Here is a 24,423-nt window from a genome sequence, read left to right on the forward strand (position 1 = left end):
GCACAGAGAGAGCACCGGCTAGAGGCGCGCTGGACTCGACCCCATGATCGCCTTTTCCTGAGGCATTTGGCCGGGCGTTCGGACGGCGCACCTGCGTCTGCACAACGTTTGATCTGTTTGCCTAATCGACAGGCTCCGGTATTCTGGGCACTCCCTCAGGGAATCGTCAGGCTACCGCGAAATGCCCGATTATCAGCTCGATTCAGACCCGTTAACGACTTGGCATAGACCCTGCTTTTGAGGAGCCACTTCGGCACGGGGTAAGACGGGCTGTCAATCACCGGGCCTCCGCCGGAGAGTGTCAGGCCCGGTAACGAATGATCGAACGACCTGCGCGCCGGCGCAGCCTGACGATGACCCACCTGTTTTTTATAGCGGAATGCCCGGGAGGCGCTCAGTGAAGAAGATCGAAGCCATCATCAAGCCGTTCAAGCTCGACGAGGTGAAGGAGGCGCTTCAGGAGGTGGGGCTTCAGGGCATTACCGTGACCGAGGCCAAGGGCTTCGGCCGCCAGAAGGGACATGCGGAGCTCTATCGCGGCGCCGAATACATCGTCGACTTCCTGCCCAAGGTGAAGATCGAGATCGTGATCGGCGACGACCTGGTCGAGCGCGCGATCGAGGCGATCCGCCGCGCCGCCCAGACCGGCCGCATCGGCGACGGCAAGATCTTCGTGTCCAACATCGAGGAAGCCATCCGCATCAGAACCGGTGAATCCGGGCTGGACGCGATCTAGCCTGACGGCGAGAGGCTTGGAACGGCCCTGCCGGACCAAGCCTCCTGCACAGAATTTTTGCTGCGCCAGCAGCCGCAACGGCAGCTCAGGTGTCCTCTGCGAGGCGCTTGCACGCGGCCCTTTTGCCGTTTCCGATATTGTCTTGGCCCCCGCGCGAGGCTAATGAGCATCACCCGCGGACGCCGTCCCGCGCCGGGCCGTGACGTTATAAGCCAAGAGGGGTATTCATGAAGACCGCCAAGGACGTCTTGAAATCAATCAAAGACAACGACGTCAAATACGTCGACCTCCGCTTCACCGATCCGCGGGGCAAGTGGCAGCACGTCACCTTCGACGTCAGCATGATCGACGAAGACATTTTCGCCGAAGGCACGATGTTCGACGGTTCCTCGATCGCCGGCTGGAAGGCGATCAACGAATCCGACATGTGCCTGATGCCCGACCCGGTCACGGCGACGATCGATCCGTTCTTCGCGGAAACGACCATGATCATCACCTGCGACGTGCTCGAGCCGACCACCGGCGAGCCGTACAACCGCGACCCCCGCGGCATCGCCAAGAAGGCCGAGGCGATGGTGAAGTCGATGGGCGTGGGCGACACCGTCTTCGTCGGTCCCGAAGCCGAGTTCTTCGTGTTCGACGACGTGCGCTACAGCTCCGCGCCCTACAACACGGGCTTCCGCCTCGACTCCTCGGAGCTGCCGACCAATTCCGACACCGAGTATGAGGGCGGCAATCTCGGCCACCGCATCCGCACCAAGGCCGGCTACTTCCCGGTGCCGCCGCAGGACTCGGTGCAGGACATGCGCTCGGAGATGCTCGGCGCGATGTCGCGCATGGGCGTCAAGGTCGAGAAGCACCATCACGAGGTGGCGTCGGCCCAGCACGAGCTCGGCATGAAGTTCGACACGCTGACCTTGATGGCCGACCAGATGCAGATCTACAAATACTGCATCCACCAGGTCGCGCACATCTACGGCAAGACCGCCACCTTCATGCCGAAGCCGGTCTTTGGCGACAACGGCTCGGGCATGCACGTCCACCAGTCGATCTGGAAGGACGGCAAGCCGGTGTTCGCTGGCAACAAGTATTCCGACCTGTCGGAGACCTGCCTGTCCTACATCGCCGGCATCATCAAGCACGCCAAGGCCATCAACGCCTTCACCAACCCGTCGACCAACTCCTACAAGCGTCTGGTCCCGGGCTATGAGGCGCCGGTGCTGCTCGCCTACTCCGCGCGCAACCGCTCGGCCTCCTGCCGCATCCCCTACACGTCGTCGCCGAAGGCCAAGCGTGTCGAGGTTCGCTTCCCCGATCCGCTCGCCAACCCCTATCTCGGCTTCGCCGCGATGCTGATGGCCGGCCTCGACGGCGTGAAGAACAAGCTCGATCCGGGCCCGGCGATGGACAAGGACCTCTACGACCTGCCGAAGGAAGAGCTGAAGCAGATCCCGACCGTCTGCGGCTCGCTCCGTGAGGCGCTCGAGAATCTCGACAAGGACCGCGCCTTCCTGAAGGCCGGCGGCGTGTTCGACGACGACTTCATCGACAGCTACATCGCGCTGAAGATGACCGAGGTCGAGCGCTTCGAAATGACGCCGCACCCGGTCGAGTTCGACATGTACTATTCGGGCTGATCGCTCTCACAAGATCGGCGGATTGCAACATTAAAGGCGCCCTTCACGGGGCGCCTTTTCATTTGAGCTGTCCATGCCCCCTCAGGATGGGAAGCGTCCGGACCAGATACGCCCCTGCACTCTCTTCAGCCTCGTCAGGTCTCGGCCTTGGCCGCAGCGGCAGCACTCCACAGCGAACCAGGATTGGCTCGATCAGGATACAGCGCCAGCATCTGGTCATAGAGTTCGCGGGCGGTTTTCGTCGCATCATTCACCCGGATGAAATCCTGGATGTACCAGCGCGTCTCATCCACGTTTCGCGGACTGTCGTCATTCCCGGGAATCTTGTGTCCGGCGACCACGGCTGAAGGTTTCAGGGCGTCGATCTTGTCGAGCGCGGCGATCCATTCCAGCCGCGTTGTCCGGTTCGATTCGTTGAGGAATGGATGAATGCCGTTGTAGACGGCGTCGCCGGCCAGGACCAGGCCGATGGATGGGACGTGAAGGCAGGTCGTCTCATCGGTATCCGTATGTCCGACCCTCACAACGACCAATTTGCTTCCCTCGAGATCGATCTCATTGCCGTCCATCGGATCGGCGACCGAAATCACGTCAGGAATCTGGTTTGGGAACAGCTTGCGCCATCGACCGTTCAATTTCTCCGGCGTGATCTGAAGCTTCATCCGCGCCACGACTTCGGGCGTCGCCAGCGCCTTAGCGTCCGGGAACCGGTCCTGCAAAATCCTTATCCCGAAGAAATGATCTCCATGCGCGTGAGTGACGTAGATTGCCTTCAACGTCTTCCCGCTCGCGGCAATGGAGTCTGCCAAGCCCTTGGATTGATCCATCGTAAGGAAGGTATCGACCAGGACTGCATCGCGCTCTCCGTAGATCAGCGTCGACGAATTGGCCACCCACATCAGGGATTCCTTGCCGGCCGGCACATCACGGTTGAGGCCGGGACGCGTGACGGTAAAGACCTTGTAGTTCAAGCGGGAAGTCCTGCTCTTTGAAGCTGCCATTGCGGGCCCCGGCATTCCTGGAAACACCGCCAGAGAGGCAAGTTTCATCATGTCGCGGCGGTTCATATCAAACTCCGTAGTTGCGAAAACTCATCGAGACGAAGTGTCATTCGTGGCAGCGCTCCGCGCCCACAATGCGCCGAGGATGGGATGGCGGTCATTCCCGATTCCCGCGCCGCTCGATGATCGAAGCGGCGCCTTGGATCGATCGACGGCCCTACTCCCCGGTCACTCCGGGCGTAAAGCGGAGTTCGACCGGCAACTTTTCCTGCAGGCCGTATGAACTCACCCGATTCTCCTTCACCCATCGTTTCTCCGCGTGGGATTCGAAAGGCGGAGGAATTTCACCCTGCAGCGACCAGAGATCGGCCGGCAACTCGTCGATGGTGACCTCCCAATCGTATCCTCGATCCCTGACATAGGGTGCGATCAGTTCGTCGACGGCCTTGACCCACCATTCCCTCAGGATGGGACCCGGCAAGGTCCTGGCCATGTGGTCGAGCTTGAAACGAACGAATTTGCCGTGCGGCACGCCACCGACATAGACCTGGTCCGGGGCGACCTCCTCGAAGATCATCACGACGTAGAATTTCGGAATCGGGATCCGTGAATACATCTCGGTGACCCTTTCGGCGAACTCCTTCTTGTCCCGAGCCGAGTAGGCACCGACGGGATGATAGACCTTCCATAGCGGCATGATGTTTCTCCAGACGGACTGAATGCTGATGATGTTCGATCGCCGGATCTTCCGGCAGCAGGCTTGCGGTGCCGCCGAAGAATTACGATCATCATTCAATGACCGTGTTGCGTTTGTATTGCGTGATCGACCGATCCCGTTACGGTTGAAGCCGAGACGACGTGGTCGGATGCCATTCTGATCACGGCCCGGCGCCGCAGTCCTGCGCCGGGCGGTGAGATGAGGGCCGCTTATTGCCAGAGGAAGGCGCGTGCCTGCTCGACGAAGTCGGCGTGATACTGGAAGATGCCGCCGTGTCCGGCGTCGGGGAAAATGCTCAATTGCGCGTTCGGCAGCCTGCGCACCAACTCGAATGAGTTGACCGACGGCACCATCACATCATGATCCCCATTGGCGACCAGGACCGGATGCTGAACCGTCCCGAGCGCAGCGGCATCATCCTGCCCCCAGGCCTGGATCGCCGCAATCTGGGCCTGAATGGTATCGTTGCTGACGGGCGCGTCGAGGTCCTTGGTGCGTTCTTTCAGACGCTGCAGGAAGTCCTCGGCTGCCGCCTGGCCGTTGCCGGTCTGCGTAAAGAACAGAAACTGTTTCGGATGCTTGTTGCTGGCGGCCGCCTTGGCGAACGCGTCCTGCAGGACGGCGCCGATATTCGCGATGCCCTCGCCGCCGGCCGGCCCGGTGCCCGCGAGGATGATCTTGCGCACCAGACCCGGATGCTGCTGGGCGATGACCTGAGCGACGAAGCCGCCAAGCGAGAAACCCAACAGATCGACTTTGCCAAGGTCGAGTGCACGGATGAAGGCAACCGCATCCTGAGCCATCGCCTCGACCGTCTTTGGGGTCGAGCCGCCGGATCCACCGACTCCGCGATTGTCGAACGCAATGACGTGGCGCGCGGCCGCCAAGCCGTCCACGACCCGCGGATCCCAGTCGTCCAACACCGCCGTCAGATGATGGAGGAACACCACGGAAGTGCCGCCCTTCTTGCCGGCCTCCCGATAAACGAACGTCGTGCCGTTCACATCGACAGACTTGGTGGCTGCATTTTCAAAGCTCGTGCTCATCGCTTTTCTCTCGATTTATCGTGGGTTTAGACAAGGGTCGCGAAGGGGTTGCCGATTAGAATAACGATCGTTATATATCGATCGCTATTCTATGAGCAAGCGCGAAGCGCTATCAAGAGATCGTCAGGAGCCCGTGATGAGATATCCGTCCGACCAGAAAGCGAGGGCCAAGGCTGCCATCCTGCAGTCCGGCGCCAGGGCCCTGAGAACCAACGGTTTCAATGGGATCGGGGTCGACGGCCTGGCCGCATCGGCCGGCGTCACCTCCGGCGCCTTCTATTCGAACTTCGCCAACAAGGAAGCCCTGCTGGAACAGGTCATCGAGACCTGCGTGGGCGAACCGTTCATCGATTCGGAGAGCGGCAGCCTCGCCGAACGGCAGGACCGCCTCCGCGAATGGCTGGCGATGTATATCAGCGCCGCGCACCGCACAGATCCGGCATCCGGCTGCGTCATGCCCACTTTGAGCGCGGACGTCGGGCGTGCAAACCCGCAGATACGTACCGCCTACGAGCGCAAGATGCTGGCGCTGGTCCGTAAGATGGCAAATGTCCTGTCCGGCGAAGCAGCCGAACGCGAGCAGCGTGCGTGGAGCATCATTGCCATGATGGTCGGCGCAATCGCGATCTCACGCGCCATGCCCGACGGCGCGGCCGCAGATCAGGCGCTGGATTCGGCATTGCGGTCCGCAATCGCGCTCGTGCGGTGAAGTTGCTGCTCGATCGCCTGCTGCTGCCGTTGCTCGATGCGAAGCGATACGGGAAGCAGAGACGATCACTTGTCGGGGAATCTCACCTCGATCTGCTCGACGACCGGCCCCCATTTGAGCAGCTTGGCATTGTTGGATGAGATCGGATTCCCTCCGGGAGCGCCCCCATCGCTGTTGCGACCAAAGCGTACCACGAGCATGCAACCGCCAGGCAGAGGACGTCCGAGCACGCCTCCCTTCCAGTCCACGACAAAGCCGCTGAAGTCCGAGTCGAACTCGCTGACCAGAAACGGCTTGCCGTTGATCTTCTGAACCTCGGCCAATGTTGCGCCGAGGGTCACGCCGGCTACGTTCCAATGACCGCTCTTGGTATCGTGCAAGGTCAAGCGCGCCGCGCGGCTCATTGTTTCATCGGCAAAAAACACCTCGATTCGCCACTCTGGAGAGTGCGGATGCAAAACGAGACCCTTGTAGGTGATATCCTCTACCCCGGAGAACAAACCATCCTGGATCACCGCCTCGTTACCATGGCGCAGCATGAGGCTCTTGGCCGAGTCGTCGGCTGCAACGGGCGAGGAACAGGTGATCGGTCCCTGTGATACGGCAGTCTGGGCCAGCGCGGGAGACACCGACAGAACAGCGGCGAGCACGACATGACGCATAGGAACCTTCTCGACTTCTGAACGCATTTGAACGCATTGCGAAACGTAATACATCGCCCAGGCAATTCATACGCGCGGCCCGCTTCTCGGCGGCACCCTTGCGCGTCAGAGGCGCGGCAACCTGTGCCGCCTTCACCGCGGGAAAAGAAACGAGCTGCAACGGAATAGAAGCCCGCGCCGGGCGTCTTTATCTCTGCGATCCACCTTCATAAGGGGAGTTGAGATGACCAAGATTTCGATAGCCAATCTTTTCATTGCCATCATATCGCTTGCGGCGGTTGCGAGCGCGAACGCGGCGCCTCCGACCAAGACAAGCAGCAGCGCAAAGGGCGAGGTCCTGACGGATGCCGGCGGCATGTCGCTCTATACCTTCGACAAGGACAGCGACGGCAAGTCGGCATGCAACGGACCCTGTGCCACCAACTGGCCGGTCTTGAAAGCCGGCGCAGGCGACGAACCGAGCGGCGGCTATACGATCATCACGCGCGACGACGGTTCCAAGCAATGGGCCTACAAGGGCAAGCCGCTCTACACGTTCGCCAAGGACCAGAAGGCCGGCGACGTCACCGGCGACGGCTTCCTCAACGGCGCCTGGCATTTGGCGAAGCCGTGACAGCCCATCGTCGGACCAGCTCATAGATCGCAAGGCACCTGGTCCGAGCACGAGCCTGCCATTGAAGCATCAGGTGCCAGCAATGGCGGCTCATGGCCGCGTCTAACCCGCCCTCCTCGAATGCGTTCGAAGCGCAGCGCCGAACGCATCTGAGCAGCGCGCCTTGTCTCATGCAGCCTTCAGTCGAAAAAACGCGATCGATGGCTTTGGCGGCACCTGTCCACGTCGTATGGAGCTTGTGAGTCATCTCCACCGGGCTGACGCCTGCACGATCGGTGAATGACAACGTCGAAGGCGCCCCGCGCGGGGCGCCTTTCTCGTTTGTGGAGGAGACGCCCACTTTCGGAAACCCCACCGGCCCCGGCTCGTTCGGCGCCCGTCGACGAACGCCGCGTCGTCGAGGCTAGAGAAGCGCGGCAAGCTTCTGATAGAGATCACGCTGGGCCGCCGCAGCCCCCGGCTTCATGTTTGCGCCGAACGCCGGGTCGAGGTGATCGAATGACCTGCCGACCACATTTTCGATCCGCTCGAAATACCATCTGCCCTTCTCCACCGATACGCCGGACAGAAATCCTTCGCCGCCGATCGGCTCCTGATGATGGGTGAAGGGAAAACGCTGCGAGATCGTGCTCACCGCGCCGTCGTTGTCGCGCCACGCCTCGATCTGAAGCTGTAAGGTCGTAGTCCAGTTCGGCAGCGGAAGGGCTCCCACGACGAAGTCGGCCCTGTCTGCCTGATAGATCGCTGTCCCGTGCAGGAGAGGGTTGATCCCAACGAAGCGAAACGGCAGCGGAATGCCGAGCACCGTGCGCCGCGCCGGCATGCTGGTGACGAGCGAGAGATAGTAGGTATTGGGATTGCTGGAAAACCTGGCATTCGCGGCAAGGCAGCCAGACAAGGTCAGATCGCAAGCGAGATTGTCCTGACCGCTGACAAAGGCGCTCGTGTCCGCCCATTGATCCAGCCACAGGTCCAGTCCGGCCAGCGGCAGCGCCGGCACGCCCTTGGCAATCGTGACCGCCGCGTCGATCAGTCGTCGGGGATTCTGATCCAGAGTGCCGGTAACGGGGTTGCAGCCGAACATGTAGGTCAGCGTCGATCCGTTCAGCACCCCCGAGATGCAGATCACCGCTTCGATCCAATCGGCATTCGATCCTTCTCCGAAGAAGTCCTCTGCCAGCAGCCGTTGCAGCGCGAGGCAGGTATGGGCGCCGGCGCTGTGGCCGATCAGAATGACTGGATTCTCCTTCGACCAGTCGGGCAGCACAGGCCGAGGCGGAACGTGTTTCCGCTGACTGCGCGCCACCACGGAACGCTTGCCGGCAACGGTGCCTCCAGCGTCCTTCCCGTAGCGGAAGTCACCCCCCTTGATCTGGGCGAACACTTCGCAAGCGCGATCATGAAACGAGCTGATCGGTCCACATTTGACTTCGTGCACGTCAAACCGCGATCCTGCGAACTGCGCGAGCGCATCTCCCCAATAGGAAAACGGCAGTTCGTTCTCGCCCCAACCAAAGATGCCGTGAACAAAGATGACATTGCGGGACTTGAGGTTCAGACTCATTGCCAACCCTCCCGATGGTCGATGATGCCTCCCGCCGCCATGGACGAGCGGCTGCAATCACTTGGCGGCAAAATTCACGCTGATCTCGGTGACGACAGGCGCGAATTTCAGCAGCGCCGCATTGTCGGAGGCGACCTTTACGCCATCGCCTGAGAGCGCCTTCGGCGCAGTGCCGTCCTTGCCGAAGCGTAGAGTGACCGAGCAGCCGCCCGGCAGCATGCGTCCCAGCGTGCCGTTCTTGAAATCGGTGACGAAGCCGCCATAGTCCCAGCCGAACCCTGAGACGACGAACGGCTTGCCATTGGCCTTCTGGACCGCAGCGAGGCTTGCGCCGATCGTGACGCCGGCAACGCTCCAGCGGCTGGCCTTGGCCGTGTCACGCAGCGTCAGGCCTGAGACGGAATTCAGCTTGTCGTCGATGAACGCCACCTCGATGCGGCGGTCCACGGCCCGCGGAAACAGCACGAGGCCCTTGTTGGTTTCGCCTTCGGCGCCCGGCAGGTCCTGAAGCACGGCTTCGTCGCCAAAGCGCTGCTTCAGGCTCTTCGCAGTGTCTGTGGCCGCGACCGGAGACGTGCAGGAGATCGGTCCGTCGATCGGCGGCGCGACGGTCTGGGCCAATGCCGGAGCGGCGAGGATCAGAGCGGCTGCGATCAGGCAATTGCGCATCGGGACCCCTTGACGGGCACATCGTGAGACGTCTCTCAGCAGCTTGGTCTGCCGCGACGGGGCGCAGGTTCAGCTCGACGTCAGGACGACAGATGTCGTTTCCTCACCGCCTCCCCGAACGCCTCGAACAGCTTGCGATTGATCGGGTTCTTCTGCGGGTCATATTCGGCGTGCCATTGCACGCCGAGCGCAAAGGTCGGCGCATCGGCGATCCGGATCGCCTCGATGGTGCCGTCCTCGGCGATGCCTTCGATCACGACGCGCGCGCCGGGATCGAGGATGCCCTGCCCGTGCAGCGAATTGACCTTGATCGTATCGCAGCCGAGGATTCCAGCGAAGGCGCCGCCGGGCGTCAGCTTCACCTCATGGCGGTCGGCGAACACGACGGTGGGATCAGGATGGATCTCGCCGTTCGCGAGGCGCGGCATGCGATGGTTGATGCGGCCCGGCAGCTCGCGGATCTCCGGATGCAGCGAGCCGCCGAAGGCGACGTTCATCTCCTGCAGGCCGCGGCAGATGCCGAACAGCGGAATGCCTCTGGAGACGCAGGCTTCCGACAGCTGGAGGGCGACCTCGTCGCGATGGATGTCGTAGGGCTCGTGCTTGAGGCTGGGCTCGGTCCTGAAACGGGTCGGGTGCACGTTGGCGCGGGCGCCGGTCAGCACGATACCATCGACGATTTCGAGCAGCGCGCTGATATCGGTGATCTCGGGAACGCCGGCAAACATCAGCGGCAGCGCGCCCGCGACCTCGGCCACGGCGCTCAGGTTTCGCTCGCCCACCATCTGCACGGTGAACCTGTTCTCGACGCGATGGGTGTTGCCGATCACGCCGACCACGGGACGTTTCATTGCCCTCTCGTCCACCCTTTTGCCGCAAGTTCTCTTGCCGCACGTACTCTTACCGCAAGATCTTCGATCGAAGGCACAAATCATGCCTGCGTCGCGGGCAGCGATCAACCGTGGAACATGCACGACCCCAATGTCGTTTCCGGACCACTGAGGGCCTTATGGTGCGACGCCGTAGCCGTTCGCGTCGCGCTTGATCCGCCAGCGGTTTTCGCCAATGTGTGCGGGCCGATCAGCACAAAGGACATCCCATGACCGCCCCCGCAGACCCGCGCCTCCAGGCCCGCAGCGACCTGGCCTGGGCGATTGCCGTCGGCGGCATCGGGGTGATCCTGTTCGTGGCGGCGCTGGCCTTCGCCTGGTATTACGCTGCGGCGATTTTCCTGCTGTTTTCCGGCATGCTGCTCGGGGTCGCGCTCAACGCGATGACCAACCGGCTTGGACGCGTCATCGACTGGCCACATCCGGTCCGGCTGATCATCGTCTGCCTGACCCTCGCGCTCCTGCTCGCCGGCGTCATCTTCCTGTTCGGCGCCACCATCACCGACCAGGCCAAGGTGCTGAGCGACACGATCAAGTCGCAGCTCGGCAACGTGAAATCCCTCCTCGACCGCAACGGCATCGACACCAGCTTCTTCGACTTCAACACGGCGAGCGCCACCGCCGCGCCGGATGGCGGATCGACCACCCCGACGCAGGCGCCGTCCCATAGCCTGCCGAGCGGGCTGCCGTCGCCGAGCGCGCTCGCCTCCTCCGGCGGCGCCATCGTGAGCCAGACCTTCAAGCTGCTGCTCGGCACCGTGAGCGCCGTCGGCAACTTCTTCATCGTACTGTTCTTGGGGTTGGCCTTTGCGGCGCAGCCCGCGGTCTACCGCAACGGGCTGCTGTTCCTGGCGCCGGCGAAGTTTCGCGACCAGGCCACCGTGATCGTCGACCGCATCAGCGATACGCTCGAGCGCTGGCTGATCGCCCAGATCACCACGATGGCCGCCGTATTCCTGGTGACCTGGATCGGACTCTCGATCATCGGCATCCAGAGCTCGTTCATCCTCGGCATCCAGGCCGGCCTGCTCGCCTTCATCCCCACGGTGGGCGCCATCATTGCCGGCGTCATCGTGGTGCTGGCGAGCCTCGCCTCGGGCTGGGTCGCGGCCGCCAGCGCCTCAGTGCTGTTCCTCGGGGTGCACGCGATGGAGAGCTACGTGCTGACGCCACTGATTCAGCGCCAGGCGCTCGACATTCCGCCGGCCACGCTGTTTGCGTTCCAGATCCTGCTCGGCATCGTGTTCGGCATCTGGGGCCTGACCCTGGCGCTGCCGCTGATGGCGATCGCCAAGGTCATGATCGACTACTTCAAGGCGGACCGCAGCACCGAGGACGCGGCAGCGGTGATCTGAGCGTCCGGCTGGAGGCCATTCAACCGACCGGCATTGCCGTCTCGACGAGCTTGGCCCAATAGCTGATCCCGTGCGGGATCACGTCGTCGTTGAAATCATATTCGGGGTGATGCACGCCCGCCCCATCACCGATGCCCATGAACACGAAGGCGCCCGGCCGCGCCTGCAGCATATAGGCGAAGTCTTCGCCGCCGAGCCTGGGCGGCATGTCGGTGGTCACCTGGTCTGGCCCCACCACGCCGCGCGCCACGTCGGCGGCGAACGCCGTCTGCTCCGCGTGGTTGACGACCACCGGGTAACCCCATTCGTAGTCGATCTCGGCCTCGACGCCCATGCCGCCGGCGAGCCCGGTCACGACGGCCTTGAATCGCTCGTCCATCAGGCGACGGATCTCCTCGTCGAGCGTCCGCACCGTGCCGCCGATGACGGCCGTCTGCGGAATGATGTTGTCCGCCGACGTGCCCGCGTGGAAGCGCGTGATCGACAACACCGCGCTCTCGACGGGATCGACATTGCGCGCCACGATCGACTGCAGCGCCGTCACGATCTGCGCGCCGGCAACGATCGGATCGACACACTTGTTCGGCCGCGCGGCGTGGCCGCCAAGGCCTTTCAAACGCACCTCGAAGGTGTCGCTGGCCGCCATCACAGCGCCGGCGCGTGTCGCGACCGTTCCGAGCGGCAGGCCCGGCGCATTGTGCAGGCCGTACACCTCCTCGATGCCGAAGCGATCCATCATGCCGTCCTCGACCATGGCGCGTCCACCCGCCCCGCCCTCTTCGGCCGGCTGGAAGATGACGACCGCCGTGCCGGCGAAGTTGCGCGTCTCGGCGAGATAGCGCGCCGCGCCGAGCAGCATCGCCGTGTGGCCGTCATGACCGCAGGCGTGCATCTTGCCAGGAATGATCGATTTGTGCGGAACGTCGCGTGTCTCCTGCAGGGGCAAGGCATCCATGTCGGCACGCAGGCCGATGACGCGCTTCGACGGCTCGCGACCGTGGATGACGCCGACAACGCCGGTACGGCCTATGCCGGTCACGACCTCGTCGACACCGAACGACGTCAGCAGCTCAGCCACGCGCGCCGCCGTCCGATGCACCTCGTAGAGCAGCTCGGGATGCTGGTGGAAATCACGGCGCCAGACCTTGGCGTCCTCGGCGAGCTCAGCGGCACGGTTGATGATCGGCATGACGGGATCCCACATAATGAGGAGCACGCCATGGGCGACGCGCATTTCATCTCATTGCATGTCGAGCAGTAGCAAAAGACAAGACACATTCGCACATGCGATGCTGCGCGCGCTGCATTCCAGCTGCGGGACAGGCGCCTGTGCGAAACGCGTCAGCTCAGCCCCGCACCGATCGGAGCGCGCGCAACTCGCGCGCGAGATTGGCCCGCGCCGTCTGGTCGAGCGCGGCCGCAAAGTCGGCATCCGGATAGATCACCCGCCGGTTTGCGAACCGCTCCAGCACGGCCGCGCGCCCAGCGCGATAGGCGTCATCCGGCACGTGGGCATATTCGCGCCGGATCGCGTTCGCATACGCATCGTAGGTGACATCGTCGGCGCCGAGAATGGCGAGATCGATCGAGACGAGCAGCGCGCCGAGCCGGTCGCCAGGCGCGACGTCATGCGTCCGGGTCAGCCGGATCAGGCGTCCGACCTCGCCACGCAGCTCGGGCGCGACATCGCGCTCGGCGAGGACAGCGCTCTGCTCCTCGTTGTCGGACTGTGTGGGATCATAGACGACATCGTGCCACCAGATTGCCAGCGTCAGGATCTCGCGGTCGCGGGCGCCGAGGCCCGCGACGCGATCGAGCCAAGCCAGGCAGTCCTCGATGTGGCGCAGATCGTGGTAGTGCCGCCCCGTCGCAGAGTAGGCCGCGACCAGATCGTCATGGGTCATGAACGCGCTCCGTTCGACAGCGGCGTTCTCCGCGGTGCCTCAGCCCGCTGAGGTCAGCACCGTCTCGGTATGCTCGACGTCCGGGGCGCTTGCGAAATACTGCCCGACGAGACCGCGCCACTCGGTGAAATTCTCCGAGCCGCGGAAATCCACCGTGTGGTTCTCCAGCGTCTCCCACTTCACCATCAGCCGGTAGCGCTGCGGCTTCTCGATCGACTTGTGCAGCTCGAAGCCGTGAAACCCCTTCGAGCGGCCGAACGCGGCACGCGCCTTGGCGACCGCGGCCTCGAAATCCTTCTCCGTGCCCGGCTTGACGTCGATCTGGGCGATTTCCGTGATCATGGGCCGTCGGCCTCCCCTGTGGTCTGTTGGAGCCCGTGTCTAGCCCAGACGGACGTCGAGAGAAAGTCGCGCCTCGGATGCGAACGGATCAGCCGGAGATCGCGGCCTCCGGCTGCGGAACAACGACTGCTGCGGCCGCGCGCTGGCGGCGAAACCGGTCCAGCGACAGCGGCAGCTCGGCCGATGCCTCGACGCGGTTGCGCCCCGAACGCTTGGCCTTGTAGAGCGCGGTGTCGGCGGCCGCGAGCATCACGTCGAGATCGGTGCCGGCCGGCCCGCCGGCGACACCGATGCTGACGGTGGTGTCGACGGGTTTGTCGTCGCATACCACGCCGGACGCGGCGAAGGCGCCGCGGACGCGCTCGGCCGCGACCATCGCCTCCTCGAGAGAACAGGGCAAAAGTGCTGCGAACTCCTCGCCGCCGATCCGCCCCGAGAGATCGGTCAGGCGCAGATGGTTGACCACGACACTTGCGAACAGCTTCAGGACCTCGTCACCCTCCGCATGGCCGAAGCGGTCGTTGATCGACTTGAAATGATCGATGTCGAAGATCATGGCGCTGACCGGCCGCTGCGCCCGCGCCTCGCGCTCGATCAGCTGCCCACAGGCCTCGGCAAAGCCGCGGCGATTGAGCAGCCCGGTCAGCGGATCGGTTGTCGCCGCGCGCTTGTGGGCGCTGACGATGCGCTCGGATGCCAGCATGAAGATCACGAACACGGTGCCGACGGCGTAGAGCACGAGCTCGATCGAGAAGATCGTGACCCAGGCTTTGGCGAATGCCCCGTTGGAATCGCGCAACACGTTGCCGAGCAGGATCGGCAACATCAGGACGAAGCCGTGCATCGCCGGGACGATCAGCGCCAGCCAGCGCTTCTGCAGGGTCCGGCGCCGCTCCTGCCAGAGTTCGGCCGCCGTGAGCGTCGCATAGACCACGACGAGGCCGGCTCCGACCGTCAGCCGCAGCGCCTGGGCTGCCGGATCGAACAGCATGCCGCTCACGATCCAGACGATCGGACCGAGCACGAGGCCCGGCACGCTGGGCGGCTTGCCGTGGAAGACGCGCGCGGCGCTCCACACCATGGCGGTCGCGATCAGGCCGATGGCGCTGAGGAACAGCGAGACCAGCTCGCCATAGAGCTCGCCGACCAGGGTCCACAGCGCGATCGCGACCGCGCCGAGGATGTAGGCCGCTCCCCACCAGCGCAGCGCCGGCGTATTTTCCTGCCTGCCGAAGTAGAGCAACATGGCGCCAAGCAGCGCCGCGACCATCGTGGCCACGATGTCGAGCGTCATGCTGTCGAGCACCATTCGTCACCTCTTCTGCTGCGGCGGCGCGGGAACTTAGGTTAGCGCTGCCTTATCGAGGTCAACCTAGCTGGCGGTCTGTTGGAAAGTGGTTTGCCTGGGATGCCAAGTTTTCTCGAAAAGCTCGGCGCAACTCGTCGGCAAATTGCTGCGCAAAATGCTGCAAACAGGATTCAAAAAGATCGGCAGGCGCCGAGCAATACTCGCGCTGATTGCATGAGATGCCACCGCTCTTTGATAGTTGCGGATCGAAGCGTTCGGAATCAATGGTTTCCGCTTCCGCTGCGAACACTTATCGAAACGATAAGAAACCTTCTCAAATTTGAGATCATCTCTCCCTAACACGTCCCCACCGCGGCCATCGGCCGCTCGAGGTGGGAACGAGATGTCTTTCGACGACGATTCTTCGAACAACAAGCCGGCTTCAGGCCATCATCCGTCGCGCGGTCCGGAGCCGATGCAGGGCGTGGATCGCCGCACGCTGCTGCGCAACGCGATGGGGGTGTCCGCGCTAGGCCTCGGCGCCAGCCTGCTGCCCGGCCAGGCGGCGCACGCGCACTGGCGCATGCATCATCACCATCACCACGTCACGACCAGCTTCGCGCTCGCCGTCCTGCCGGACACGCAGTTCTATTCGCGTTATGCGACGTCGGAGGAAGGTCAAGCCTATCAGCGCCAATATGGCAGCACGCCCTACCCGGCGCAGACACAGTTCATCGTCGACAACGCCGCGAAATACCACATCCCGTTCACCATCCATCTCGGCGACGTGGTGGACCAGTCCAAGCATCCGCAGCAATGGGCCGTCGCCGATGCCGCGATGAAGCTGCTGGAGAACGCCGGCAGGCCGTATTCGGTGCTGGCCGGCAATCACGACGTGCTGTCGGCGCTGGAGTTCGAAAGCGCGGCGAGCCAGAGCGCGGGCACCGATGCCCAGCGCGGCACGTCCGAGCCTTATCTCACGTGGTTTCCGGCGAGCCGTGCCGCCAAGCAGCGGACCTTCCTGGAGCGTCATCCGAGCGGCTGGCACGAGGCGCATGTGTTCCAGGCCTGCGGCGTCAGCTTCATGGTGCTATCGCTGTCGTGGCGCGCCTCCGACGACGCCATCGCCTGGGCGCACAGCATGATCGCGCGCCACCCGATGCTGCCGGTGATCCTGGCCAATCATCAGCTTCTGAACATCGCCAATGACGGCGTCAGCCCGCTCGAGGTCGCCTACGGCCAGTATCTCTGGGACAAGCTGATCCGCAGCAACGACCAGATCTTCATGACCCTGAACGGCCACTACCACGGTGGCGCGCTGCTGACGAAGATCAACGACTTCCACAACCCGGTCTTCGAGATGGTCGTCGACTACCAGATGGCCTATCAGGGCGGCAACGGCCTGATGCGGCTCTATGAGTTCGACTTCACCCGCAACAAGATCGACGTCGCCTCGTTCTCGCCCTGGGTGGTGGAGAAGCCGAAGGACAGCCTGAAGCAGTTCGACCGCGCCTGGCTGACCGAGGACAACCACGAATTCACCATCGATATCGACTTCCAGCGCCGGTTCTCGCGCTTCACCCACTTCTGCCACCTCCCGGCTTTCGCCGGCACGCCGATCCTGCCGCGGGTGAAGCAGGATCTCTACGCCAACTACACTGAAGCGCCCGAGCCGGTGGTGGTGCCGCCCGCGAACGCGCAGGACTATCCGCTGGTGGCCGAGACCGTCGCACATTGGCGGATCGACACCAACGCGATCGGCAAGGCCGTTGCCGCCGGCACGGCGCTGTCGGATCTCACCACGGCGAACCCGATGCAGCGCGCCTCGCTCGCCGGCGCAGCTCAGGTCGCCGACGTCGTCTTCACCGCCGACAAGCATCGCCTGTCCTCGGCACCGGGCAGCGTGCAGTTCCTCAACACGACCAAGCAGGGCGCCGGCCGTTTCAGCTGGTTCACCACTGCGGCCAACGCGCCGATCAACGCGGCGACCTTCGCGGCGGGTTATACGGTCGAAGCCTTCATCAAGATCGATCCGAACTGGAAGGCGGCCGATCACGCCTGGTGCAACATCCTCACCCGCTTCGGCAACCGCGGCTGGCTGCCCGGCTATGCCGGCGGCGATCCGGAATCGCCGCCGATCCTGTTCGCGATCTCGAACCTGCGCGAGGTGCAGTGGGAGATCGTGCCGGCGAGTTCGACCGCGCAGCCGCAGACCGACTGGTCCGGCGAGATCATGCTCGACACCTGGTATCACCTCGCCATCGTCAATGATCCCAGCGACAATTCGACCGTGCTCTACATCGAAGGCGCGCCGGTGGTGCGCAGCGTGATCGGCGGCAATGGCATCGCATCGACGGCGGCGAGCCAGCCTTGGGCGCTCGGCTGCGGCTGGTGGGATCGTTCGCCGTCGGACGGCTTCATCGGCAGCGTCGGCGAGGTCCGCGTCGTGTCGAAGCCGCTTTCGCCGGACAAATGGCTGACGGCCCGCCGCGCCAGCGCCTGATCCACAAAACGCCCCCAAACAAAACGGGCGCCCGTGAGGGCGCCCGTTCGTATTGAAGACCAATGAGTACGGCCGCAGCCGAACCCAGGAGATCAGCGCTTCGAGAACTGGAAGGAGCGGCGGGCCTTGGCCTTGCCGTACTTCTTACGCTCGACGACGCGCGAGTCGCGGGTCAGGAAGCCGCCCTTCTTGAGGACGCCGCGCAGCTCCGGCTCGAAATTCGTCAGCGCCTTGGAGATGCCGTGGCGCACCGCGCCGGCCTGGCCGGACAGGCCGCCGCCGGCGACCGTGCAGATCACGTCGTACTGGCCGTTGCGGGCAGCGGCGACGATCGGCTGCTGGATCATCATGCGCAGCACCGGACGGGCGAAGTAGACCTCGATGTCGCGGGTGTTGACGGTGACCTTGCCGGAGCCCGGCTTGATCCAGACGCGGGCGACCGCGTCCTTGCGCTTGCCGGTGGCATAGGCGCGACCGAACTTGTCGACCTTCTTCTCATACTTCGGAGCGTCCGGAGCGGTGACGGCGCCCTTGAGCTGCGACAGCTGGTCGAGAGACTGGATGCTTTCGGCCATCTTATGCAGCCCTCGTGTTCTTGCGGTTCAACTTGGCAATGTCGAGCTTCTCGGGGCTCTGCGCCTCGTGCGGATGATCGGGGCCGCCATAGACACGCAGATTGCCCATCTGCACCCGGCCGAGCGGCCCGCGCGGGATCATGCGCTCGACAGCCTTCTCGAGCACGCGCTCGGGGAAACGGCCTTCGAGGATCTGGCGCGCGGTGTGGCTCTTCACATGACCGACATAGCCGGTGTGCTTGTGATAGACCTTCTGCTCGCGCTTGCGGCCGGTCAGCACGGCATGTGCCGCGTTGACGATGATGACGTTGTCGCCGCAGTCGACGTGGGGCGTGAAGATCGGGAGGTGCTTGCCGCGCAGGCGCATGGCGACCAGCGAGGCGAGACGGCCGACCACCAGACCCTTGGCGTCGATCACGACCCACTTCTTCTGGACCTCGGCGGGCTTTGCCGAAAAGGTTTTCATGAGAGATATCCGTGAAAGGGAGATTGCAGCGCGCAAGACGCACCGAACTGGACGCAGCTTCTAGAGAAGCCGCCCGCGTTCGTCAACGCCATCAATGCAAAATTATATAAATTAAAACATAGGCTTATAAATATGGTGCTATATTACCCTCAAAATCCTCACGTGTTCGGAATGGAATAGGTCGCCGTCACATGGGCGATCGGATCGGGCGATTCCCCTGACAGCAGCGTGACTTCCCCGACCGCCAGCCGCTTGCCGAGCTTGAGCAGCCGCGCCTCGGCGAGCACGTCGGCACCGGCAGCACCCTTGCGCAGGAAGTTGATGTTGAGATTGGTGGTCACGGCGAGCCCGACCGGGCCGATCGCCGACAGCAGCACCACGTACATCGCGAAATCCGCCAGCGCCATCAGCGTCGGCCCGGACACCGTACCGCCCGGACGCAGCATGCGCTCGTCGAAGCGCTGGCGCATCCGGCAGCTCTTGCCGTCGGCGCTCTCGATCGAGATGTCACCGTCGGTGCGGAACGCCTGCGGAAATTCCGCGTGCAGGAACGCTTCGAGTTCCGCGATGGTCATCTTCGCCGTCATGTCTCCCCCTGCTCTCGGCTATCAGCATCTGTTACATTAGCCGCAACGACGCGCCCATACGGAAATCGCAATGCCTGCTTCTGCCCTCGCCAATGCTGCCGACGCGCCGATCCTGCTGCGCGAGATGGCGGGCCCCGTCGCCGTGCTGACGCTCAATCGCCCGGCGCAGCGCAACAGCCTGTCGGAGGCACTGATCGCCGAGCTGCACCAGGCGCTGGCCGAGATCGGCGCCGACGCATCGGTGCGCGCCGTCGTCATCGCCGCCAGTGGGCCGGCCTTCTGTGCCGGCCATGATCTGAAGGAACTCACCGCACGTCGCAGCGATGCCGATCGCGGCCGCGCCTTCTTCGCCAAACTGATGAACGCCTGCAGCGCGATGATGCAGGCCATCGTGCATCTGCCGAAGCCGGTCGTCGCCTCCGTGCAGGGCGTCGCCACCGCGGCCGGCTGCCAGCTGGTCGCGAGCTGCGATCTCGCCGTTGCCTCCGAGGCGGCAGCCTTCGCCACGCCCGGCGTCGACATCGGCCTGTTCTGCTCGACGCCGATGGTGGCGCTGTCGCGCAACGTGCCCCGCAAGCAGGCGATGGAGATGCTGCTGACCGGCGAACCGGTTCCGGCCGCGCGCGCCCGTGACATGGGGCTGGTCAATCAGGTCGTGGCCCATGGAACCGAACATGACGCGGCGATTGCGCTGGCACAACGAGTCGCGCGCAAATCCGCCCATACGATCAAGCTCGGCAAGGAGGCGTTCTACCGCCAAGCCGAGATGAGCCTTGCCGACGCCTATCGTTATGCGGCAGAGGTGATGACCGAGAACATGATGGCCCGCGACGCGGAAGAAGGCATCAAGGCCTTCATCGAGAAGCGCGCACCGAATTGGCGGGATGAGTGACGCCCGTCCCGCTCCCGTCATTGCGAGCGAAGCGAAGCAATCCAGAGCAACCCAAGAAACTCTGGATTGCTTCGGAGCTATCGCTCCTCGCAATGACTAAAATTGGCTCCGTCATTCCGGGGCGCCCGCAGGGCGAGCCCGGAATCCATACTCCCGATCGTGGTTATGGATTCCGGGCTCGTGCTGCGCACGCCCCGGAATGACAACAACTAATAGAAACGTCCGCCAATGAATCACGACAGCTATCCCGACGACTACATCCGCGGCATCCTCAACGGCGTGAAGGTGATCGCGATGGTCGGCGCCTCGCCCTCGGAAGTGCGGCCGAGCTTCTTCGCCTTCAAATATCTGGTGCAGCGCGGCTACGACATGATCCCGGTCAACCCCGGCCATGTCGGCAAGAGCCTGATGGGCCGGCCCTTCGTGGCCTCGCTCGCCGACATCTGCCGCCCGATCGACATGGTCGACATTTTCCGGAGTTCGCAGCACATCATGCCCGTCGTCGACGAGGCCCTGGGGCTGTCGCCGCTGCCGAAGGTGATCTGGATGCAGCTCGGCGCGCGCGACGATGCTGCGGCTGAAAAGGCCGAGGCCGCCGGGCTGAAGGTGGTCATGAACCGCTGCCCCAAGATCGAATATGGCCGGCTGTCGTCGGAGATCTCCTGGATGGGCGTCAATTCGCGCACCATCAGCGCCAAGCGCGCGCCGATCCCGACCCAGGGCATGCGATTGTCTCTCAACCGCACCACCGTTGGTGGCGGCGCCACGGCGGCCGCCGACCGCGCCGCGAAGGACAGAAGCGACCCGTCCTGACGCATCTGCGAAAGGATCGTGTCGCCACAGTGGCCCGACACAGCAACGCATTTCAAATCCGAGCGATTGTCGCCGGGTGCCTTGACGGCATCATGGCCGGTGGCAAATGTCCTCCGCCGGGATGACGCGGAGGCGCACAACGGCGCGCTATCGACACCGTCTCCCATCATCGATCCCTGCGTCAGCCGGCGCCGCTGCGCAACCGATCAAGACAAGAGGAAACATCATGACCGATCGTGCCCCGGGTTTCGCCACCCTCGCCATTCACGCCGGCGCGCAGCCCGACCCGACCACCGGCGCGCGCGCGACGCCGATCTATCAGACGACATCGTTCGTCTTCAACGATGCCGACCACGCCGCCTCGTTGTTCGGGCTGCAGGCGTTCGGCAACATCTACACCCGCATCGGCAATCCGACCAATGCGGTGCTGGAGGAACGCGTCGCAGCCCTCGAGGGCGGCACCGCCGCACTCGCGGTCGCCTCGGGCCATGCCGCGCAGGTGGTGGCGCTGCAGCAGCTGCTGTCGCCCGGCGACGAGTTCATCGCCGCGCGAAAACTCTACGGCGGCTCGATCAACCAGTTCACGCACGCCTTCAAGAGCTTCGGCTGGAACGTGGTGTGGGCCGACACCGATGACGTCTCCACCTTCGAAGCCGCGGTGACGCCGCGCACCAAGGCGATCTTCATCGAATCGCTCGCCAATCCCAGTGGCTCCGTCACCGACATCGAGGCGATCGCGCAGGTGGCGCGTAAGGCCGGTGTGCCCCTGATCGTCGACAACACGCTGGCGACGCCCTATCTGATCCGCCCGATCGATCACGGCGCCGACATCGTGCTGCACTCGCTGACCAAGTTCTTGGGCGGCCACGGCAACTCGATCGGCGGCATCATTGTCGATGCCGGCACCTTCGACTGGGCCGGCAGCGGCGACAAATATCCGATGCTGACGGCGCCGCGCCCGGAATATCACGGCATCAAGCTCCAGGAGACGTTCGGCAACTTCGCCTTCGCGATCGCCTGCCGCGTGCTGGGCTTGCGCGATCTCGGACCTGCGCTGTCGCCGTTCAATGCGTTCCTGATCCTGACGGGCATCGAGACCTTGCCGCTGCGCGTGCAGAAGCACAGCGACAATGCCAAGGCCGTCGCCGACTATCTCAGCCGCCATCCCGCGGTCGCCGCGGTGAGCTATGCCGGCCTGCCGGAGGACAAGTACTACACGCTCGCCCGCAAATACTGCCCGAAGGGCGCCGGCGCCGTGTTCACCTTCTCGCTGAAGGGCGGCTACGACGCCGGCGTCAAGCTGGTGTCGAACCTGAAGCTGTTCTCGCATCTGGCCAATGTCGGCGACACCCGCTCGCTGGTGATCCACCCGGCCTCGACCACGCACAGCCAGCTCGACGATGCCGCGAAGATCAAGGCCGGCGCCGGTCCCGACATCGTCCGCATCTCGGTCGGCATCGAGGACAAGGAAGACCTGATCGCCGACCTCGAGCAGGCGCTGGGCGCGTAAGGCGAGATCAGCCCCGCTGATCGTGCAGCGAGTCGGGTCCGCAACTATGCGAGCTCGTCTCTATCAACGTCATGGCCGGGCTTGACCCGGCCACCCACGTCTTTGCCTTGGAAGGACGACGTGGATGCGCGGGCCTTCCGCGCCGAAGGGGCTTCTGCCCCGCAGGCGGGACAAGCCCGCGCATGACGAAGTCACTGAGACCCGAAGACGACAATCAACGCCTCAAGAAAACAAAGAGAGCGCGGGCGGCCCCCCAGCCTTCCGCGCTCTCTTTCGTCCCACGGCCGGGCCGTTTCCGGCTTCTCGGACCGCGCCCTCGTTGACTCCTGATCTATCTCAGCAGCACCAGCAGGCTCTCATAGGCGTGGCTGGCGAGCGGAAGCTCGGACTTCGCAATCAGCCGGCGCGCCGATAGCGCCTGGCGACGGGCGGCATCCTCATCGATGGTGGCAAGTGCAGAGGTCGTTGAGCCGATTCGTGACAGCAGCGTTTGGCGGGCGCGCGCCGAAAACACGATGACCGACATGCTCGAACCCTTCTGGTCTGAGACTCTGATGAAATGCAGCAGAGATTTTCCTGTCGGACGCAGCTTTGCGGCTCGCATCCGGCCAGCCTTCAAAATCGCCGGCGGCCGCAAGCTTGCGCCAGCAGAACTTAACGAAAGCTGAAAAAACCCGTCCTTCTACGGGTGATTGCAGTCGACTTTAGGCGAATGGAAGCTTTCGTTAACCATACTGCGGCCATCCTGCCGCCCATGGAATCGCGCGGCGGCCGGATGCCGTCGTCAGTGCCGTCGTCGAACGGCCGCACGCGAGCCGCCCAACCGAAGACAAGGAGAGCAGGATGCGAACGATCGTGATCATGATGCTGCTGGCGGCCATCGCGGCGAACAGCGTCGTGCTCGCAGCCGACCTGCCGGGAGTTCACGACAAGGTCGTGCACTACAAGGCGCGCCGCGCGGTGAAAGCGCCGCCGCCGGCGGCTGTCGTCGTCAAGGACGACGACTCGCTGATCTCGCCGATGCTGCCGTCGACACCGCTGCTGCTCGGCCGCCAGGAGCTGCCGGGCTATTACGGCCGCGCCTTCTCCTACGACTATCAGGGCGCTTATTACGGCGGCGAAGGCTACACCAACTACATGTTCCGCCTGCCCTACGCCTGCGGCGTGACGGGGTATTGCTGAGCGGGGCACACGAGCCCGCTGATCGCGAAGCATCATACGCAGCAAAGCTTGCCGCCCGCTGGCCCCGTACCGCCACAACGGACAACGCCGCCCTTGCAGGCTGTCCCATCGGGTGGTACATTAGCCCAGTTGGGGCGCACCATGATTGTCAGCTTCCGTGATGATTGGCTGCGTCATTTCTTCGTCGACGACGTCAGATCGAAAAAGATTCCAGCCGACCTTGAGGACCGCCTGTTCCGCAGGCTCCAGATGATCGACGACGCGACGATGGATCGAGACCTAAGATCGCCGCCCAGCAATCATTTCGAGAAGCTGCGTGGCCATCTCGACGGCTTTCATTCGATCCGCGTCAACAAGCGCTGGCGGTTGGTGTTCCGTTGGCACAGTGGCCGCGGGGAAGCGAGTGAACTCTATCTTGACGACCACAGCTACGAGTGAGGCTTCGCATGCTGATGACCAAACGCAAGCCAGTGACAGTGGCTGAAATCCTGGTCGAAGAATTCATGGCGCCGATGGGCCTGACGCAAACCGCGTTGGCCGCGGCGATGGGGGTACAGCGCAAGCACGTCAACGAGCTCTGCAACGGCCGCCGCAACGTCACGGCGGCAACTGCGCTGATCCTCGCGCGCGTTTTTGGCAATGGTCCCGAGTTCTGGCTCAACGTGCAGCGGCGCAGCGACCTCTGGGAAGCGATGCATTCGCCCCGCGAGCGTAAGCGGATCGAGCGAGCCAAGCCGCTGAATTCCGCCGCGTGAGCAGAG

General features: G+C 63.7%; 29 protein-coding genes. 13 read left to right on the forward strand and 16 right to left on the reverse strand.

Features of this window, described 5'->3' with window-relative positions:
* The first annotated feature begins 397 nt into the window (after window positions 1-397).
* Window positions 398-736: a P-II family nitrogen regulator gene (locus tag LQG66_RS07145; RefSeq protein ID WP_009027873.1), complete on the forward strand. Its 339-nt coding sequence runs from the start codon at window positions 398-400 to the stop codon at window positions 734-736.
* A gap of 227 nt (window positions 737-963) precedes the next feature.
* Window positions 964-2,373, forward strand: a complete 1,410-nt coding sequence (gene glnA / locus LQG66_RS07150; RefSeq protein ID WP_231324825.1) for a type I glutamate--ammonia ligase — start codon at window positions 964-966, stop codon at window positions 2,371-2,373.
* Between the two features lie 134 nt (window positions 2,374-2,507).
* Here glnA and LQG66_RS07155 read toward each other — a convergent pair whose 3' ends face one another.
* The 3 genes from LQG66_RS07155 to LQG66_RS07165 all read right to left on the reverse strand — a co-directional run bounded on the left by LQG66_RS07155 (window position 2,508) and on the right by LQG66_RS07165 (window position 5,138).
* Window positions 2,508-3,440 (reverse strand): MBL fold metallo-hydrolase, encoded by a 933-nt coding sequence (locus LQG66_RS07155; protein ID WP_345778937.1) that lies wholly within the window; start codon window positions 3,438-3,440, stop codon window positions 2,508-2,510.
* 151 nt (window positions 3,441-3,591) lie between these two features.
* Window positions 3,592-4,071 (reverse strand): tautomerase family protein, encoded by a 480-nt coding sequence (locus tag LQG66_RS07160; protein ID WP_231324828.1) that lies wholly within the window; start codon window positions 4,069-4,071, stop codon window positions 3,592-3,594.
* Window positions 4,072-4,301: 230 nt separating this feature from the next.
* Complete coding sequence (locus tag LQG66_RS07165) at window positions 4,302-5,138, reverse strand: alpha/beta fold hydrolase (protein WP_425601296.1); 837 nt, start codon at window positions 5,136-5,138, stop codon at window positions 4,302-4,304.
* Window positions 5,139-5,274: 136 nt separating this feature from the next.
* Between LQG66_RS07165 and LQG66_RS07170 the strand changes: the two genes are divergently transcribed.
* The gene (locus tag LQG66_RS07170) at window positions 5,275-5,847 is read left to right on the forward strand and encodes a TetR/AcrR family transcriptional regulator (RefSeq protein ID WP_231324832.1); all 573 of its coding nucleotides are present in this window, start codon (window positions 5,275-5,277) and stop codon (window positions 5,845-5,847) included.
* A 65-nt stretch (window positions 5,848-5,912) separates the two neighbouring features.
* Here LQG66_RS07170 and LQG66_RS07175 read toward each other — a convergent pair whose 3' ends face one another.
* Complete coding sequence (locus tag LQG66_RS07175) at window positions 5,913-6,509, reverse strand: hypothetical protein (protein ID WP_231324834.1); 597 nt, start codon at window positions 6,507-6,509, stop codon at window positions 5,913-5,915.
* A 223-nt stretch (window positions 6,510-6,732) separates the two neighbouring features.
* Between LQG66_RS07175 and LQG66_RS07180 the strand changes: the two genes are divergently transcribed.
* Window positions 6,733-7,122: a COG4315 family predicted lipoprotein gene (locus LQG66_RS07180; protein WP_231324836.1), complete on the forward strand. Its 390-nt coding sequence runs from the start codon at window positions 6,733-6,735 to the stop codon at window positions 7,120-7,122.
* A gap of 403 nt (window positions 7,123-7,525) precedes the next feature.
* On the opposite strand, the gene LQG66_RS07185 is transcribed toward LQG66_RS07180, so the two are convergent.
* From LQG66_RS07185 to LQG66_RS07195, 3 genes are all read right to left on the reverse strand, one after another.
* Window positions 7,526-8,686, reverse strand: a complete 1,161-nt coding sequence (locus tag LQG66_RS07185; RefSeq protein ID WP_231324838.1) for a lipase-like domain-containing protein — start codon at window positions 8,684-8,686, stop codon at window positions 7,526-7,528.
* Window positions 8,687-8,743: 57 nt separating this feature from the next.
* A complete protein-coding gene (locus tag LQG66_RS07190) occupies window positions 8,744-9,355 on the reverse strand; it encodes a hypothetical protein (RefSeq protein ID WP_231324840.1) in 612 nt (203 codons plus the stop codon).
* A gap of 80 nt (window positions 9,356-9,435) precedes the next feature.
* On the reverse strand, window positions 9,436-10,206 hold the full coding sequence (locus tag LQG66_RS07195) for a gamma-glutamyl-gamma-aminobutyrate hydrolase family protein (protein ID WP_231324842.1): 771 nt from the start codon (window positions 10,204-10,206) through the stop codon (window positions 9,436-9,438).
* 248 nt (window positions 10,207-10,454) lie between these two features.
* Here LQG66_RS07195 and LQG66_RS07200 point away from each other — a divergent pair, with 248 nt between their 5' ends.
* A complete protein-coding gene (locus tag LQG66_RS07200) occupies window positions 10,455-11,600 on the forward strand; it encodes an AI-2E family transporter (RefSeq protein WP_231324844.1) in 1,146 nt (381 codons plus the stop codon).
* A gap of 19 nt (window positions 11,601-11,619) precedes the next feature.
* Here the strand turns inward: LQG66_RS07200 and LQG66_RS07205 are convergent, their stop codons facing one another.
* From LQG66_RS07205 to LQG66_RS07225, 5 genes are all read right to left on the reverse strand, one after another.
* On the reverse strand, window positions 11,620-12,789 hold the full coding sequence (locus LQG66_RS07205; protein WP_231324846.1) for a M20 aminoacylase family protein: 1,170 nt from the start codon (window positions 12,787-12,789) through the stop codon (window positions 11,620-11,622).
* Window positions 12,790-12,946: 157 nt separating this feature from the next.
* Complete coding sequence (locus LQG66_RS07210) at window positions 12,947-13,504, reverse strand: HD domain-containing protein (RefSeq protein WP_231324849.1); 558 nt, start codon at window positions 13,502-13,504, stop codon at window positions 12,947-12,949.
* 39 nt (window positions 13,505-13,543) lie between these two features.
* A complete protein-coding gene (locus LQG66_RS07215) occupies window positions 13,544-13,846 on the reverse strand; it encodes an antibiotic biosynthesis monooxygenase family protein (RefSeq protein ID WP_231324851.1) in 303 nt (100 codons plus the stop codon).
* Window positions 13,847-13,934: 88 nt separating this feature from the next.
* On the reverse strand, window positions 13,935-15,155 hold the full coding sequence (locus LQG66_RS07220) for a GGDEF domain-containing protein (RefSeq protein ID WP_231324853.1): 1,221 nt from the start codon (window positions 15,153-15,155) through the stop codon (window positions 13,935-13,937).
* Between the two features lie 58 nt (window positions 15,156-15,213).
* On the reverse strand, window positions 15,214-15,444 hold the full coding sequence (locus LQG66_RS07225; RefSeq protein ID WP_231324856.1) for a hypothetical protein: 231 nt from the start codon (window positions 15,442-15,444) through the stop codon (window positions 15,214-15,216).
* A 93-nt stretch (window positions 15,445-15,537) separates the two neighbouring features.
* Here LQG66_RS07225 and LQG66_RS07230 point away from each other — a divergent pair, with 93 nt between their 5' ends.
* On the forward strand, window positions 15,538-17,637 hold the full coding sequence (locus LQG66_RS07230) for a LamG-like jellyroll fold domain-containing protein (RefSeq protein ID WP_231324858.1): 2,100 nt from the start codon (window positions 15,538-15,540) through the stop codon (window positions 17,635-17,637).
* 92 nt (window positions 17,638-17,729) lie between these two features.
* Here LQG66_RS07230 and rpsI read toward each other — a convergent pair whose 3' ends face one another.
* The 3 genes from rpsI to LQG66_RS07245 all read right to left on the reverse strand — a co-directional run bounded on the left by rpsI (window position 17,730) and on the right by LQG66_RS07245 (window position 19,265).
* A complete protein-coding gene (gene rpsI / locus LQG66_RS07235) occupies window positions 17,730-18,212 on the reverse strand; it encodes a 30S ribosomal protein S9 (protein WP_231324860.1) in 483 nt (160 codons plus the stop codon).
* Window position 18,213: 1 nt separating this feature from the next.
* Entirely contained in the window at window positions 18,214-18,678 is a 465-nt protein-coding gene (gene rplM, locus LQG66_RS07240) for a 50S ribosomal protein L13 (RefSeq protein ID WP_231324863.1), read from the reverse strand.
* Between the two features lie 158 nt (window positions 18,679-18,836).
* On the reverse strand, window positions 18,837-19,265 hold the full coding sequence (locus tag LQG66_RS07245; protein WP_231324865.1) for a PaaI family thioesterase: 429 nt from the start codon (window positions 19,263-19,265) through the stop codon (window positions 18,837-18,839).
* A 70-nt stretch (window positions 19,266-19,335) separates the two neighbouring features.
* Here LQG66_RS07245 and LQG66_RS07250 point away from each other — a divergent pair, with 70 nt between their 5' ends.
* The 3 genes from LQG66_RS07250 (at window position 19,336) to LQG66_RS07260 (ending at window position 22,480) form a co-directional block, all read left to right on the forward strand.
* The gene (locus LQG66_RS07250; RefSeq protein ID WP_231324868.1) at window positions 19,336-20,157 is read left to right on the forward strand and encodes an enoyl-CoA hydratase; all 822 of its coding nucleotides are present in this window, start codon (window positions 19,336-19,338) and stop codon (window positions 20,155-20,157) included.
* Between the two features lie 228 nt (window positions 20,158-20,385).
* Window positions 20,386-20,970: a CoA-binding protein gene (locus LQG66_RS07255; protein WP_231324870.1), complete on the forward strand. Its 585-nt coding sequence runs from the start codon at window positions 20,386-20,388 to the stop codon at window positions 20,968-20,970.
* A 226-nt stretch (window positions 20,971-21,196) separates the two neighbouring features.
* Window positions 21,197-22,480 (forward strand): O-acetylhomoserine aminocarboxypropyltransferase, encoded by a 1,284-nt coding sequence (locus LQG66_RS07260; RefSeq protein ID WP_231324872.1) that lies wholly within the window; start codon window positions 21,197-21,199, stop codon window positions 22,478-22,480.
* A gap of 331 nt (window positions 22,481-22,811) precedes the next feature.
* On the opposite strand, the gene LQG66_RS07265 is transcribed toward LQG66_RS07260, so the two are convergent.
* Entirely contained in the window at window positions 22,812-23,006 is a 195-nt protein-coding gene (locus LQG66_RS07265; RefSeq protein ID WP_231324875.1) for a hypothetical protein, read from the reverse strand.
* Here LQG66_RS07265 and LQG66_RS07270 point away from each other — a divergent pair.
* From LQG66_RS07270 to LQG66_RS07285, 4 genes are all read left to right on the forward strand, one after another.
* Window positions 22,996-23,148 carry a hypothetical protein gene (locus tag LQG66_RS07270; RefSeq protein ID WP_231324877.1) on the forward strand — a complete coding sequence of 51 codons (153 nt, stop codon included), beginning with the start codon at window positions 22,996-22,998 and terminating at the stop codon, window positions 23,146-23,148. The genes LQG66_RS07265 and LQG66_RS07270 overlap by 11 nt on opposite strands.
* Window positions 23,149-23,323: 175 nt before the next feature.
* Window positions 23,324-23,662, forward strand: a complete 339-nt coding sequence (locus tag LQG66_RS07275) for a hypothetical protein (RefSeq protein ID WP_231324879.1) — start codon at window positions 23,324-23,326, stop codon at window positions 23,660-23,662.
* A gap of 141 nt (window positions 23,663-23,803) precedes the next feature.
* Window positions 23,804-24,100, forward strand: coding sequence for a type II toxin-antitoxin system RelE/ParE family toxin (locus LQG66_RS07280; RefSeq protein ID WP_231327717.1), 297 nt, complete (start codon window positions 23,804-23,806; stop codon window positions 24,098-24,100).
* An 8-nt stretch (window positions 24,101-24,108) separates the two neighbouring features.
* Window positions 24,109-24,417, forward strand: a complete 309-nt coding sequence (locus LQG66_RS07285) for a HigA family addiction module antitoxin (RefSeq protein ID WP_231324881.1) — start codon at window positions 24,109-24,111, stop codon at window positions 24,415-24,417.
* The last annotated feature ends 6 nt before the right edge of the window (window positions 24,418-24,423 follow it).

It is taken from the genome of Bradyrhizobium ontarionense, from assembly GCF_021088345.1.
Classification (GTDB): domain Bacteria; phylum Pseudomonadota; class Alphaproteobacteria; order Rhizobiales; family Xanthobacteraceae; genus Bradyrhizobium; species Bradyrhizobium ontarionense.